The 14,238-nt window shown below is 37.7% G+C and carries 11 protein-coding genes; 5 read left to right on the top strand and 6 right to left on the bottom strand.

Features of this window, described 5'->3' with window-relative positions:
• Nucleotides 1-28 precede the first annotated feature (28 nt).
• On the bottom strand, nucleotides 29-1,054 hold the full coding sequence (locus OQX63_RS03420; RefSeq protein WP_265849484.1) for a threonine aldolase family protein: 1,026 nt from the start codon (nucleotides 1,052-1,054) through the stop codon (nucleotides 29-31).
• Nucleotides 1,055-1,273: 219 nt separating this feature from the next.
• On the opposite strand from OQX63_RS03420, the gene OQX63_RS03425 reads away from it, so the two are divergent.
• Nucleotides 1,274-2,134, top strand: a complete 861-nt coding sequence (locus tag OQX63_RS03425; protein WP_265849485.1) for an N-acetylglucosamine kinase — start codon at nucleotides 1,274-1,276, stop codon at nucleotides 2,132-2,134.
• Nucleotides 2,135-2,316: 182 nt separating this feature from the next.
• Here the strand turns inward: OQX63_RS03425 and OQX63_RS03430 are convergent, their stop codons facing one another.
• Nucleotides 2,317-3,006 (bottom strand): NUDIX hydrolase, encoded by a 690-nt coding sequence (locus OQX63_RS03430; RefSeq protein ID WP_265849486.1) that lies wholly within the window; start codon nucleotides 3,004-3,006, stop codon nucleotides 2,317-2,319.
• Between the two features lie 111 nt (nucleotides 3,007-3,117).
• Between OQX63_RS03430 and pfkA the strand changes: the two genes are divergently transcribed.
• Genes pfkA through gap form a run of 3 tightly spaced genes read left to right on the top strand, consistent with a single transcriptional unit; the run spans nucleotide 3,118 to nucleotide 5,953 of the window.
• Complete coding sequence (gene pfkA / locus OQX63_RS03435) at nucleotides 3,118-4,104, top strand: 6-phosphofructokinase (RefSeq protein WP_265849487.1); 987 nt, start codon at nucleotides 3,118-3,120, stop codon at nucleotides 4,102-4,104.
• A gap of 1 nt (nucleotide 4,105) precedes the next feature.
• Nucleotides 4,106-4,948: a hypothetical protein gene (locus OQX63_RS03440; protein ID WP_265849488.1), complete on the top strand. Its 843-nt coding sequence runs from the start codon at nucleotides 4,106-4,108 to the stop codon at nucleotides 4,946-4,948.
• Nucleotides 4,949-4,954: 6 nt separating this feature from the next.
• Nucleotides 4,955-5,953, top strand: a complete 999-nt coding sequence (gene gap / locus OQX63_RS03445) for a type I glyceraldehyde-3-phosphate dehydrogenase (protein ID WP_090499152.1) — start codon at nucleotides 4,955-4,957, stop codon at nucleotides 5,951-5,953.
• Nucleotides 5,954-6,620: 667 nt separating this feature from the next.
• On the opposite strand, the gene OQX63_RS03450 is transcribed toward gap, so the two are convergent.
• Complete coding sequence (locus OQX63_RS03450; protein ID WP_265849489.1) at nucleotides 6,621-8,378, bottom strand: DUF4157 domain-containing protein; 1,758 nt, start codon at nucleotides 8,376-8,378, stop codon at nucleotides 6,621-6,623.
• Between the two features lie 511 nt (nucleotides 8,379-8,889).
• On the opposite strand from OQX63_RS03450, the gene OQX63_RS03455 reads away from it, so the two are divergent.
• Complete coding sequence (locus OQX63_RS03455; RefSeq protein ID WP_265849490.1) at nucleotides 8,890-10,113, top strand: GAF domain-containing sensor histidine kinase; 1,224 nt, start codon at nucleotides 8,890-8,892, stop codon at nucleotides 10,111-10,113.
• Nucleotides 10,114-10,594: 481 nt separating this feature from the next.
• Here OQX63_RS03455 and OQX63_RS03460 read toward each other — a convergent pair whose 3' ends face one another.
• The 3 genes from OQX63_RS03460 to glgB all read right to left on the bottom strand — a co-directional run bounded on the left by OQX63_RS03460 (nucleotide 10,595) and on the right by glgB (nucleotide 14,220).
• The gene (locus OQX63_RS03460; protein ID WP_265849491.1) at nucleotides 10,595-11,083 is read right to left on the bottom strand and encodes a Crp/Fnr family transcriptional regulator; all 489 of its coding nucleotides are present in this window, start codon (nucleotides 11,081-11,083) and stop codon (nucleotides 10,595-10,597) included.
• Between the two features lie 215 nt (nucleotides 11,084-11,298).
• Nucleotides 11,299-11,619 carry a hypothetical protein gene (locus OQX63_RS03465; protein WP_265849492.1) on the bottom strand — a complete coding sequence of 107 codons (321 nt, stop codon included), beginning with the start codon at nucleotides 11,617-11,619 and terminating at the stop codon, nucleotides 11,299-11,301.
• Between the two features lie 636 nt (nucleotides 11,620-12,255).
• Complete coding sequence (glgB, locus tag OQX63_RS03470; protein ID WP_265849493.1) at nucleotides 12,256-14,220, bottom strand: 1,4-alpha-glucan branching protein GlgB; 1,965 nt, start codon at nucleotides 14,218-14,220, stop codon at nucleotides 12,256-12,258.
• Nucleotides 14,221-14,238: the final 18 nt, after the last annotated feature.

A 14,238-nucleotide genomic window follows, 5' to 3' on the forward strand; every position in this document is an offset into this window, starting at 1 on the left:
TATAAAACTATCGACTTTGGACCTCCGACTAATACAAATGTAATATTATTTCAATTGCCTGATCAATCATTTCGGTGTTCAGATCCAGATGTGTTACCAAACGAATGGTGCTGGCACTAGTGGTATTGCAATATAATCCTTTTTCCTTTAGCTGGTGTACGATCTTCTCTGCCGATCCCTTTTCTACTTCAAAAATAACGATATTGGTTTCAACCGGCATTACCGATTTTACATATTTTGCGCCGGCCAGTGCATTGGCCAAAGCCTGCGCATGGGCATGATCGTCTTTTAAACGTGTTACATGATGATCGAGCGCATAAATACCTGCTGCTGCCAAAAAACCTGCCTGGCGCATACCTCCACCAAAAGCTTTTCTAATTTTCCGCGCTTTATGGATCATTTGTTTACTGCCCAGTAATACCGAACCTACTGGTGCACCGAGCCCTTTAGATAAACAAACCGAAATGCCATCAAAGTATTTGCCGTATTCGCCTGCATGATCACCTGTAGCTACCAATGCATTAAAAATACGCGCTCCATCTAAGTGCAGTTTTAATCCTTTTATGTTACAGAGGTGATGAATAGGTGCAATTTGCGATAAAGTATAACAGCTGCCGCCGCCTTTATTCACGGTATTTTCCAGAACAACCAAACTGGAGTTTGGATAGTGGATATTATCTTCATTGATTTCGGGCTCTATCAGCTCTGGTGTCAAAATTCCACGTTCGCCATGCAATAACCTTACCGATGCGCCGGAGTGGAAAGCAATGCCGCCAATTTCGTAGCGATAAACGTGCGCCGTCTGATCACAGATTACTTCATCCATTGGCTGGGTAAAACACTTGATTGCAATCTGATTGGTCATCGTTCCGGATGGACAGAACAATCCGGCTTCCATGTTGAAAGTTGAAGCCAGTTTTGTCTCCAAAGCATGCACCGTTTCGTCTTCACCAAAAACGTCGTCCCCCACTTTTGCATTCATCATCGCATCCAACATTCCCGCGGTTGGCTTGGTTACCGTATCACTTCTGAAATCTAAAAATCGCTTGTTCATTTCGCTATTTTATTGTAAAATATTGTTGACGTTAAAAAAAAGACCACTGCCCTTTCTGGTATAATTTTAAGGTTTTTCGGCGATTAAGCGCCCTATATAGTGTATTTTTTACACACTTAATTTTCAGCAATAACAAATTGTTAAAAAATTATTAAAAAAAAGGATACAAAATATAAGACTTTTTATACTTTTATCGTGCTAAAACCAAAAATAAATAAAATGATAGTAATTGCAGACGGCGGATCTACCAAAACAAATTGGTGTTTGATTAACGAGGCCGGCAGAAAAATTTACTTTAACACCGAAGGTTACAATCCATATTTTTCCAAAGGAGAGTACATTGTAAAGTCTTTGAATGAGACACTTCCAGACCACTTGGAAAGAGAGAAATTGACAGCAGTTTATTACTACGGTGCCGGTTGTTCTACACCTTCAAATGTTAAGATTGTGGCTGATGCCATGCAACAGATCTTCGTCAATGCAAATATCTTTGTAGGTCATGATTTACTTGCTTCATCTAGAGCACTCCTTGGAAACGAGCCAGGATTTGCCGCTATTTTAGGCACAGGTACAAACTCATGCCTTTATGACGGAACTGAAATTACCATGAACATCGATTCGTTGGGTTATTTCCTGGGTGATGAAGGTAGCGGTTCGTATATCGGTAAACGCATTTTAAGTGATTACATGAAAGGTTACATGCCAAAAGGATTACGCGAAGCCTTTTATGATAACTATGCTTTAACAAACGAAGATATTTTCGATAATATTTACAATAAACCATTGCCTAACCGTTTCTGTGCAAGTTTTAGTAAATTCTTATACGATTTTAAAGATAACTATGAAGATTATGCTTTTGCCACTATCGATTATGCATTTACTGCATTTTTCGAAGCTTTGGTGATCCACTATCCAAACTACAAAGACCACAAATTAAACTGTGTAGGTTCAGTAGGTTATAGTTTCCGTGATATTTTAAGTATTGTTGCCGACCGTTACGAAATGGGGGTAGGCAAAATTATCCGCTCACCTATAGACGATTTGGTACATTACCACCTGGAGTTAGCGCCGAAAGCTTAGTTTGGAGTTGAGAGTTTCCAGTTAAGCGCCCTCAGGTTTAGTCTTCAGTCCTAAGTCTGGAGTCGGATTACAACCATACAAAAATCCCCGATTTGAAATTCAAGTCGGGGATTTTTTTATATAACAGGTTTAATTATTTTTTGCTCTCTTTTAGCTCTCTGCTCCACGCTTAACCCTCTCCGCTAAAACGAAATCTCCTTACCAAAAAGCTTCGCGTATTTACGTTTATCAAAGCGGTACAAAGTAGCTGCACGATAGGAAACACCTTTTTGTTTTTCATCAAGTTCCTTAAGCACGCCAAAACTTACAATTTTCTTCCTAAAGTTTCTTTTATCAAGTTTTTTACCCAGCACAAGTTCGTAAACATGCTGCAATTGGGTTAAGGTAAATTTCTCTGGTAAAAGCTCGAAGGCAATAGGCTGGTGTTTGATCCGGCGTTTTATTTTCTCTAATCCCTTATCGTAAATTTTCTGGTGATCAAAAGCCAATTTGGGCAGATCGGTAATTGGCAACCAGTTGGCGCGTTTGGCATAATTACTAATCGGGCGTAATTCTTTATCTCCCCCCAAACGGATCAATGCATAGTAGGCCAAAGTAATTACCCTACCTTGAGGGTGCCTACCCGGATCGCCAAAAGCATAATATTGCTCCATATAAATACCACGTAAACCGGTAAGCTCGTACAAAATCCGGGAGGCCGATTGATCTAAACTTTCATCAGGACCAACAATGTTACCGGGCAGTGCCCACCAATCCTTAAACGGTTCTTCATTCCTTTCGATTAGCAGGATTTTTAATTCCTTACCATCAAATCCAAACAAAACGCAATCTATCGAGAATACAGAATCTAAATGAGGTAAAATTTGTTCCAAAGTAAAAATTAGTTATTTTAAGCAGATAAAGGTATGACTTTCAATATTAAGTAAAAAAAATAAAATAAATTACTTAGTGTAAAAAATACACACTATATTCGTATTATAAAGATGAAGCCAAATATAAAAAATATAGCTGTATTAACATCTGGAGGCGATGCCCCCGGAATGAATGCAGCGATCAGAGCTGTTGTTCGTACCGGAATTTACCACGGCATTAACATGTTTGGGGTAATGCAAGGTTACCAAGGTTTAATAACCGACAACATAAAACCAATGGATGCCCGTTCTGTAAGTAATATTTTACACTTGGGCGGTACCATATTAAAAACTGCGCGCTGTTTAGAATTTAAAACAGACGAAGGTCAGCAAATTGCCTACAAAAACTTAAAGAAAAACGACATTGACGGATTGGTAGTCATTGGTGGCGACGGCACATTCACCGGAGCGAAACGTTTTTCGGAAACTTTCGGTGTTAAGGTAATTGGTATACCCGGAACAATTGACAACGATTTAGTTGGATCTGACTTTACTTTAGGTTACGATACTGCTATTAATACCGTAATCGAAGCGATTGACAAAATCAGGGATACTGCCGATGCACACGACCGTTTATTTTTCATAGAGGTAATGGGCCGCGATTCTGGCTGTATTGCCTTAAGAAGCTCGATTGCCAGCGGCGCTGAAGCGGTATTGTTGCCAGAAAGGGAAACCAGTGTTAATGAATTGATTGATAAACTGGCCTTAGGTGCAGCAACAAAAAAATCGTCGAGTATTGTTATTGTGGCTGAAGGCCATAAACAGGGCGGCGCTTACGATATTGCTAAAAAGGTAAAAGAAACTTTCGATCATTACGATACTAAAGTAACCATCCTTGGCCACCTTCAAAGAGGTGGAAGCCCAAGCAGTTTCGACAGAATTTTGGGCAGTCGTTTAGGTTTTGCCGCAGTAAATGCGTTAATTGCAGGCGAAACAGAACAAATGGTAGGTTTAAAAGGAAACGAGATAAAATTAACCAGCATAAGAGAGGCTTTAACCGCTCATTCTTTTAAACTCGAACCCGATTTAATGGAAATGACAGAGGTACTCTCAATATAATATGGTAGCAGTTGTTTATAGCGGATCGAAAACAGCATTTTGGAAAATAACCCAAAATGGACAGGTAGTAGCACATTGTAATACTACCGGCCTAAACCCCTGCTTTGTTGACCCGAAAACAATTTTACAGATTTTAAATAAAAAGGTGGTTTTGGTTAACCATGCAGAAAATATTAAAAAGATTTATTTTTTTGCAGCCGGGGCATCATCATCAGATAGAAAAGAGGTACTGGCCAAAACCCTGGCATCGTTTTTCAGATACAGCAAAATTGTAGTCGAAAATGATTTATTCGGGGCAGCAAAAGCCGCTTGTTATAATAAACCAGGTATTGTTGGTATGTTGGGCAGCGGTGCACATTGTGCCTACTTTGATGGAAAAAAACCATTGAACAACAATTTTGGATTAGGGTATATCCTAGGGGATGAAGGCTCATCAAATTATTTCGGAAAAATACTGCTGAAAGAATTTCTAAGCCAAAAAATGCCAAATGACATAGAGGCCAAATTTACATTAACATACAATCTAGACCGCCCTCAAATACTGGAACGTATTTACAATAAGCCGCAGGCAAATATATTTCTAACTTCGTTTTTCGATTTCATTACCCATAACAGCAAACATGAGTATATCTGTAAATTGATTGATGAGGGATTTGAAAAATATTTTGAAACGTATATTCTGCCAACATCGCAGAAGCATAAAGACAGCGAACTGCATATAGTAGGCAAAGTGGCTGCCGAACTTGAAGACCGCTTAAGGTTTGTAGCCGGCAAGTACGATTTAAAAATCAAAAGCATCATTAAAGAACCCATACAAAATTTATTAAAACATTACATTAATTAACAAACAATGAGCAAAATTGGAATAAACGGCTTTGGCCGTATTGGCAGACTGGTTTTCAGAGCTGCATTAAAAAGAGGATTAGATATTGTAGCGATTAACGATTTGATCGAGCCAGATTATATGGCATACATGTTAAAATATGATACTACACATGGCAAGTTTGATGGTACTATCGAGGTTGTTGATGGTAACTTAGTTGTTAACGGTAAAACCATCCGTGTAACTGCAGAAAGAAATCCTGCTGATTTAAAATGGGATGCTGTAGGTGTTGAAGTGGTAATTGAATCAACAGGTTTGTTCTTAACCCGTGTTGATGCTGAAAAACACATCGCTGCTGGTGCTAAAAAAGTAGTTTTCTCTGCTCCTGCTAAAGATAGCGACATCCCTACTTATGTAATGGGTGTTAACCATGATAAATTAACTGCAGATCAAACTATTGTTTCTAACGCATCTTGTACTACAAACTGTTTAGCACCAATTGCTAAAGTTTTAAACGATAACTTCGGTATTGTTGAAGGCTTAATGAGTACAATTCACGCGGTAACTGCAACTCAAAAAACTGTTGATGGTCCTTCTGCTAAAGACTGGAGAGGTGGCCGTGGTGGTTTTTCTAACATCATCCCTTCTTCTACCGGCGCTGCTAAAGCAGTAGGTATGGTATTACCTGAGTTAAAAGGTAAATTAACAGGAATGTCTTTCCGTGTTCCTGTTGCTGATGTTTCTGTAGTAGATTTAACTGCACGTTTAGAAAAACCTGCTACTTACGAGCAAATTAAGGCCGCTATGAAAGCAGCTTCTGAAGGCGAATTAAAAGGTGTGTTGGCTTATACTGAAGATGAAGTTGTTTCTTCTGACTTCATTGGCGATGACCATGCTTCGATTTTTGATGCTAAAGCTGGTATTTCATTAAATGATAACTTCGTTAAAGTGGTATCTTGGTACGATAACGAATGGGGATACTCTTCTGCATTAGCTAAATTTGTAGAATATTACGCAAGTTTGTAACGAAAAAATGCTTTAAGCTAATTTTCAAATCATATAAAAGGCAACATTATTCAATTAATGTTGCCTTTTTATTTTAAAGACGATTTTCACCATTAAAAATCAATTTTAAAAACGCAATAAAAATTTATTTTATCAAAATAGTATATCCCATATATGCTTAACAATTATTAAAAAGATAAAAATCGATTAAAAATTGATGCAAAATCAATATTTCAGTTACAATGTGGTAGAATTCTACACGAATAATTGAAAAATCTACAATATTTAACAATTCCTTAACATATTTTTACCTTATATTTGAAACATCATCATTTTAAATCCTAAAATCTTCGAGAAAAAGGACAGGAAATAAAAAATGACAAAAAAAATACTTAAAATTTTCTTAGTGTATTTTTTACACTATCATTTTTTTTACTATATTTGTATCATAATAAACGGAACGATGTTTATTATCAATAGAAAAAGATAAATCACTTTCCGGATAAACCCAGGTTTAGAAAGAAAGTTAAAGACAAAGCCTGGCTCATAACAGGTTTATATTTGGTTAGAAAAAAGAGATACGTCTGGATGGAGTATCTCTTTTCTTATTTTCAGGCCTATTCATAATCTCTATCAAAGCAGCAAGTGTAAACAACTTAAATGGTAACGATAAATTCCCTTCTGCCTTTTAACCTAATTTGAGAGTTATAAAACCAGTAGGCGTAATACCTTTTACTATATAATCAATTCCTTCGTATATGATTTTCTGATCTTCAGCCAATACAATCCCAGCTACTTTTACTACTGCATCACCCCAGTTACCAGGAGCTCTTTTAGTAGTTACATAAGCACTAATATCTGTTCTGGTTACTGCAGTTCCCATTCCCATTGGCATGAGCATATGCATAGCAAGCATACTACTATGGTCTGTTCCTTTAGAAGCCCGGTCAAAGAGATCAACTGTACGTTTAAGCCCCCCTTTCCATTCCATAGCGCTTAGGCTCATGGATGTTTGTGTAGGATGGGGCGAATTTGCACCTAAGCCAAGGTTTTGCTCCATTAGCTGGCCGCTTACACCTGCACGCGAGTAGCTTGAGGCACCCGCGTGAAGCGCATCTATTTGTCCTTTCCCAGCATAATAAGCCTCTTGGATACTCGTTGCCCCGTTAAGTAGGGCCTGTATAGATGCCACAAAAATAGCAAAGGCATAATCGCTTCGATAAGGCTCTGCAATAGTTAGGAGCGCATAAGCTTCATCCATTTTAGCCTGCGCTCTTGCAGAAAATCCATGAGGATAAGGGGTAGCCCCAACAAACTTATCCATCATGGCTTGCGCAATACTTTTAGCTGTATGCCCGCGTAATTCAGTAAATACATGTTCATAACTGGCTTGGAGACCAGTTGCCTGCGGATCGGTTGATTCCCTGTCAGGCATAAAACCAGTGCCTTGAGTACCATCCCTCTGCTCAAGGGCATTTTTAGTAGTGGTTTGCACTTTAAATTGAGAACCTGCTCCTGTAAACCGAAATACAGTTTGCCCTCCCATTCTGGCCCCAAATGTACTATCTGGTCCTTTCTTAAGAACCTGATGCACAAATTTGGCTGAATCGCGAAGATTGTTAACACGGTAAATCTTATGCGGGCCTTTGGTTTTAACATCTAATTCTGTATCTGACTCCTCAATATCTGACATGGAATCGAAATCCATTTCATTAACCCGGCTACGGGTATCATTCAGCATAGCAACTTCAGGCTCAGGCAGCCCATCGTCATAATAATCGTGAGTGTGATCAGAAGATAAAAATTTCCATCCATGCACATTTGCACTTCCCTTTACAAGCGACACCACTTTTCGCTGTACCGAACTAGAACCATTAGCCAACAATAGATTATCAGGCCCTATTTTATTGTCATGATCATTATTAAGAGCTTCACCCCCCATTAAATCTGCTTCTTTCTCTAAACCTGCATCATCATTAATATTTACTTTACCCTTCATTTGAAGCGTAGGCTTAACGCGCCCCTGCTTTTGCTGTACCACATGCCAGGTTTCATGAGGCAAATGGTTCTCCTGCCCAGGTGCCAGATGGATATCGGTACCCTGAGCATAGGCATGGGCTTGCAGCTGAGCAGGCTTAGCAGAGTTATAGTGCACTTTTACATCGTCAAGCGAATAACCAGATAATTTTTCGACACCAGATTTTAAATCATCTGGCAAACCTGTACGATTTTGATTGGGTTGGCTTTTGGTTATATTTTGATCAGTCTTAAATTGAATTAATTCCTGACTATTATTAATCGAGCTGATAAGTTTTCTTTGCCTAACAGATTGAGGTCTGTTATCTACAAACTGAGCAGTTGCTTCTTTACCATCAACCTGCATTAGAGCACTTGCAGCAATGGCCTGACTTTTATTTTCTTTGCTTTTATGACTATAGCTACTCATAATTTATCTTTCAGGTTGCGCTATATAAATAAAATCAATTGCCACCTTCTTCGAGAAAATGAAAAATCTTTGATGTAGCAATGATCTATTTTGAAATGGTTTTAAACGATTAGGAGCGTTTAAAATGAATAAATTAAGACTGAGCATAACGAGCGGGATTTAGCTACACCAATGTATAAAAAAAAAGAAATACCAACAATAGCAGCCTTAATAATCTTAATGACCAAAATATAATAAAATGTATTTTTGTTTAATCTGATGCCAAAAATGATTTATCAAACATATTTTTATTGTGATATAAAAGCATTAAAGAATGATACCAACAATACAATTGCTTCAAAATAAATTAAATATTTTGCTGCTACTCACCTAAATCCTGAATTTTTACCATCAGGATTAACCTATTTGAAACATTCCTAATCGGGCTAAGCTAAATTGAAGAATAAAAACTTCTTTGTTTTATATTTGTTATAAACGATCAGCATCTAAAATTTTAAAATAGCCTCAATTGATGAGTAAGTTTAACAAACCCTCAAATACCACAATGGAATATGAATCTCAGCGCTTAAATAAACTCAGGCGTTACGACATTATTGATTCACCTCCAGAACTTCTTTTCGATCTGATTGCTGAAATAGCAAAAATTACATTTAAAGCAGCTGGATCATTTGTTTCATTTATTGATGAAACGCAGGTATATTTTAAAGCAAACACCAGCCCGATACAAGTTTCAGTAATTAAAAAAGAAGATAGCTTATCTACGGTAGCCTCACAATCGCCAGAGATTACGCTGATCGAGGATACCAAAACCCGTGCTGAAGTAAAAGATAACGCTTCCGTTAAAATGGAAAACGGGATCAGATTTTATGCGGCTGCACCAATTACCACCATGGAAGGCTTTGTAATTGGAACTGTAAGTGTAATGGATGATAAGCCCAGGTACGATATTAAAGAAGATCAGCTGATTGTACTGAAATGGTTAGCCCGGATTACCCTTGAAAAACTCGAATCCAGGCTCATTAACAGAATCTCGGTAGGCGCCTACGATGACCGCTTGCACCGCCTGGCCCACGACATGAAAAACCCCGCAACTTCACTTATTGCTTATGGTCAACTTTTAGACAAAGGTTTGCTTCCTCCAGAAAAACTTACTTCATTAGGCAACAAAATTGAGCAAACTGGTCGGAAAATTGAGCAAACGATGAATAACCTGCTGAGTGAAGCTAAAAATGAGCATGCCACTATAGACCTCAAATTCGAAACCGTTAAAGTAATAGATCTGATTAACGCAGTGGCTGCAACTTTTGATTATACACTGAAAGAAAAACAGCAAACGCTTAAAATAAATTGCCAAACAGACGGTTACATCCAGGTAGACCAGGCACGTATTAATGATGTGTTCAATAACCTGTTGAGTAATGCAATTAAATATTCGCATGAAGGCGAAACGATAGAGATCATCTGTAGTGCTGAAGCCAATAATATTATATTTGAATTTAAAGACAATGGTTTAGGCATGACCAAAGAAGATATCACCAAGCTGTTTACCAAGTTTGCCAAACTATCATCCGTACCAACTGCAAAAGAACGTTCTAATGGCATTGGGCTTTATATTGTTAAAACACTGGTGCTGCTACATGGCGGTAAGGTATGGGCCTACAGCGCAGGTAAAAATTTAGGCAGCTCGTTTTTTATTTCCTTACCAAAATTAGAAAGCCCGCCAATATCAGATTAGCTTCATTTACTTCCAGATTTATTTTATCCATTATTTCAAAAGACCTTGAAATAAATTCATTTCTTGGGCAAGAAAAGCATGATCAGTACTAATTATTTAATTGGCAATCAAAGTTAAACGTTAAATTATATAAAGAAAGTTTTTAAAATAGGCATTTCATGATGAAGGCAAACATCATCACTCATAATAAATAATTCAAATGAAGTGACTGCCTCATAATATTCAAACAAAAAAAGGATGTAACCAATTGGCTACATCCTTATCTAAATTAACGCTCTCAACTTATGAAGTTGTATAAGGCTCTCACCCCTTATGCCTACAATATTACGGCAGAAAGATTAAGATTTGATGAAGATTTCGATTTATTATAAGATAAATTGAAATTTCTTTGATTTTATCCAAACTACATCAAAATGAAATATCAATGATTTAATGAAACCTAGCACCATCCTCATCTTACTAATTTATATGCTCCATCAGGCTACACCGGCTGTTTAACCATTTTGCTTCGGATTCTGCTCAGCGTTTCAAAGCGCATACCCAGGTAAGTGGCTACGCAGCGCAAGGGAACCTGAGATACATCAAAAGAATTTAACTCCATAAATTTCTCGTAACGCCTTTCGGCAGATGGGATACGTGCCAGCATGGACCGCTCTGAAGCAGCATGATACTGGAGCTCAAGTATTTTTCGCCATATTACGTTTGTTTCTGGATAATTTGCATAAAGTTCATCAATCAATAAGTACGGAATGGCCACTAATTCTGAATTTGATAATGCCTGCAAATATTCTATAGAGGGTTTAGGGGGAGCGCCTGGATATTGAATCGCCCCAACAAATTCGTTACCTACGCTAATCCACGTGGTAATTTCTTTATTACTTTCTTTAATAAAACCCCGCACCAAACCTGATGCCACAAAAAAAATGCGATTATTATTATCAATAGGTGATAAAATGTGTTTATTCTTCATGATTTGAAGAGGTTCCACATTTTTTTCTATTTTCTTGATAAATCCTGATGTAATAGGGCATAACTTGCTGAAATAGTTTAAGACAGCGTTTACCAAAAATATCTTCTGGGATTCGAGCATATACAAATAGGAATAGACTTTAGACCCCTAATTATAGTAATTTCGATTGAAATATAAAAATATATTAGATTATCGTGACTATATTATGCTACGAATTATGAGGTAGACTGTTTAATAATTTGAAGTGCTAACCGATTTATCCAGGTAAAAATTCTGAATTTAGTTTGATCAAATTCCGGGAAAGACCGCCAAGCTTCACAAAATGTTTGTTCTAAAATTAATTTAGCTTTTTCTTCATTATCCACATATCTTATGATATTACCATAAACTGCTGCAGCGTATTTATGATATAATGTTTTAAATGCGGCACTATCATAAGCTTCTAATGTTGTAAAAGAGAAGTTGTCATCAGATAAATCAACTTCATGGCCGATACTTAGTTTTTGATGGGTAACCCTTTGATACAACGACTGCATGATGATTTGATTTTGGTTTAATAACACACCTAGTTTCTCTTTGTTTATGCAACGCCACCAAAATCAAACAACCGAATGGAGTACAAAAAATACAGCTTCAGAATATCAGGTCGTTTTGTTAAGCCATTTTAGGATAAAGTTTTGAAAGGATGCTGTAAGAAATATAAAAACATTAAACACTAGCCCCTTAATGCTTTACGTATACACATACTTTTCAGTTTAAATATTATTTAAAAATATATTTGCAAGAGACGGTGGTTATTGTATCTTTGCACCCTCTCTGGAAGCTTCCACTCCAGGGATTAAGAAAGCTTTCCAGCAATGGGAAGCTTTTCTTATATAAATGATGCTCATTTTTCTGGCTGGCTATCAAACCGCACATCCATCATAATTTCTTTTCACACCAAATCTGGAGAAGGTTTGAATTTGCGACAACATAAGTTGTAACCGTAGTTAAGAATAGTGCCTTAATACAGGCTCATCTGATTTATAAATCTTATTGAGCAGTAATGCTCTTCTGTACTCTTATAACTTGTTCTGTAAACATCTAATGAACAACCAAAAATGCGATTAAAAAAAACCGCCAAACTATTCCTTTATTGATAGTTTGGCGGGATATAAAAACCAATAGATTTTTTATTTACTTTTAAAAATCACTACAGCCAAGGGAGGTAGATCAACCGTTATTGAATATTTTTGCCCATTATAATCTTTTAGATCCGGAACAATATCTCCTCTGTTGTTGATACCGCCACCATAATAAACTAGATCATCCGTATTAAAAATCTCTGCCCATTTGGTTTTAAACGGCACCCCAATTTTATAATTCTCCCGAACCACTGGTGTTAGGTTTATGGCAATAATCAAAGTATCTTTAGCCTTTGGTCCTTTGCGCATGTATACAAATACAGATTCGTTTGTATTGTCAGCGTCAATCCATTGAAAACCTTCGTGACTAAAATTGAAATGATATAATGCAGGTTCTTTACGATACAGAAAATTTAAAGCTTTAACTGTTTCCTGCATACCTTTATGTGGCGCATATTGTAATAAATGCCAATCTAATGATTGTGTAAAGTTCCACTCACTGGTTTGACCAAACTCGTTGCCCATAAAAAGCAATTTTGCGCCAGGGTGCGTAAACATATAACCATAAAGCGCCCTTAAATTCGCGAACTTCTGCCAATCGTCGCCAGGCATTTTATAAAGCATCGGCGATTTGCCATGTACTACCTCATCATGAGAGAAAGGTAACATAAAATTTTCGGTAAAAGCATAAGTCATGCTAAAACTTAATTGATGGTGGTGGTTTTTCCGCCCGAGGGTTTCTACCTTGAAATACTTTAACGTGTCATTCATCCAGCCCATCATCCATTTCATGCCAAATCCTAATCCACCGGCGTGTACCGGATGGGTTACGCCAGGGTAAGTGCTACTTTCTTCTGCAATGGTTTGTACGCCATCAAAATTTCCATAAACAGCAACATTCAGGTCTTGTAAAAACTGTATAGCCCCAAGGTTTTCACTTCCCCCATATTCATTTGTTGCGGCGTCTCCATCTTCTCTGGAGAAATTGAAATATAACATTGAAGCTACTGCATCTACCCTCAATCCATCAGCATGGTACTGATCCAGCCAAAATATAGCATTACTGATTAAAAAAGACCGAACCTCATTTCTATCATAGTTAAAAATATACGATTTCCAATCCGGATGAAATCCCTTGCGCATATCGGCATGTTCATAAAGATGCGTTCCATCAAATTCATACAAGCCGTGCCTATCGCCCGGAAAATGAGAAGGTACCCAATCCAATATTACAGCAATATTGGCTTTATGCAATGCATCAATAAGATACATTAAATCCTGCGGTGAGCCATAGCGCGAACTCGCCCCAAAATAACCGGTTATCTGATAGCCCCAGCTCGGAAAATATGGAAACTCCATTACAGGCATCAGCTCTACATGCGTAAAACCCATTTCCTTTACATAAGGCACTAACCTGCTGGCCACTTCCCTGCAGTTTAAAACACGTTCTGGATTTTCCGGATCGCGCTCCCAAGAGCCTAAATGCACTTCATACACGGATATGGGTTGATCTAAAGCATTCAGCTTTGCCCTTTTATTTAACCAGGTCTTATCTTTCCAGGTATAATCGGTATCCCAAACAATAGAAGCGGTTTGCGGCGGGTGCTCCCACCTGCGCGCATAAGGGTCGCCTTTTAAATGTTCAGATTCATCAAAGCCTTTTACAAAGTATTTATAAACTTCGCCTTTGGCTATACCCGGAATAAAACCTTCCCAAATACCTGATTTATCCCATCGTTTGTTTAAGCCATGTGAGGTATTGATCCAATTGTTGAAGTTACCTACCACACTTACAGCAATGGCATTTGGTGCCCATACCGAAAAATAAGTTCCGGCTGTACCATCAACTGTAATCAGGTGCGAACCCATTTTCTCATAGAGCCTGAAATGCTTTCCAACCAGAAAAAGATCAATGTCGTAATCGGTATATAAACTGTGTACCCAAACCGCTTTTGTGTGGTCGGCTTTGGCTAAAGCTGTTTTTTTTAAAGTAACTTTTTTCGCTGATGGCATAGCTGTTTTTTGGCTAGA

Origin of the sequence: Pedobacter sp. PF22-3, from assembly GCF_026239555.1 — a bacterium.
In the GTDB taxonomy this organism is placed as follows: Bacteria; Bacteroidota; Bacteroidia; order Sphingobacteriales; family Sphingobacteriaceae; genus Pedobacter.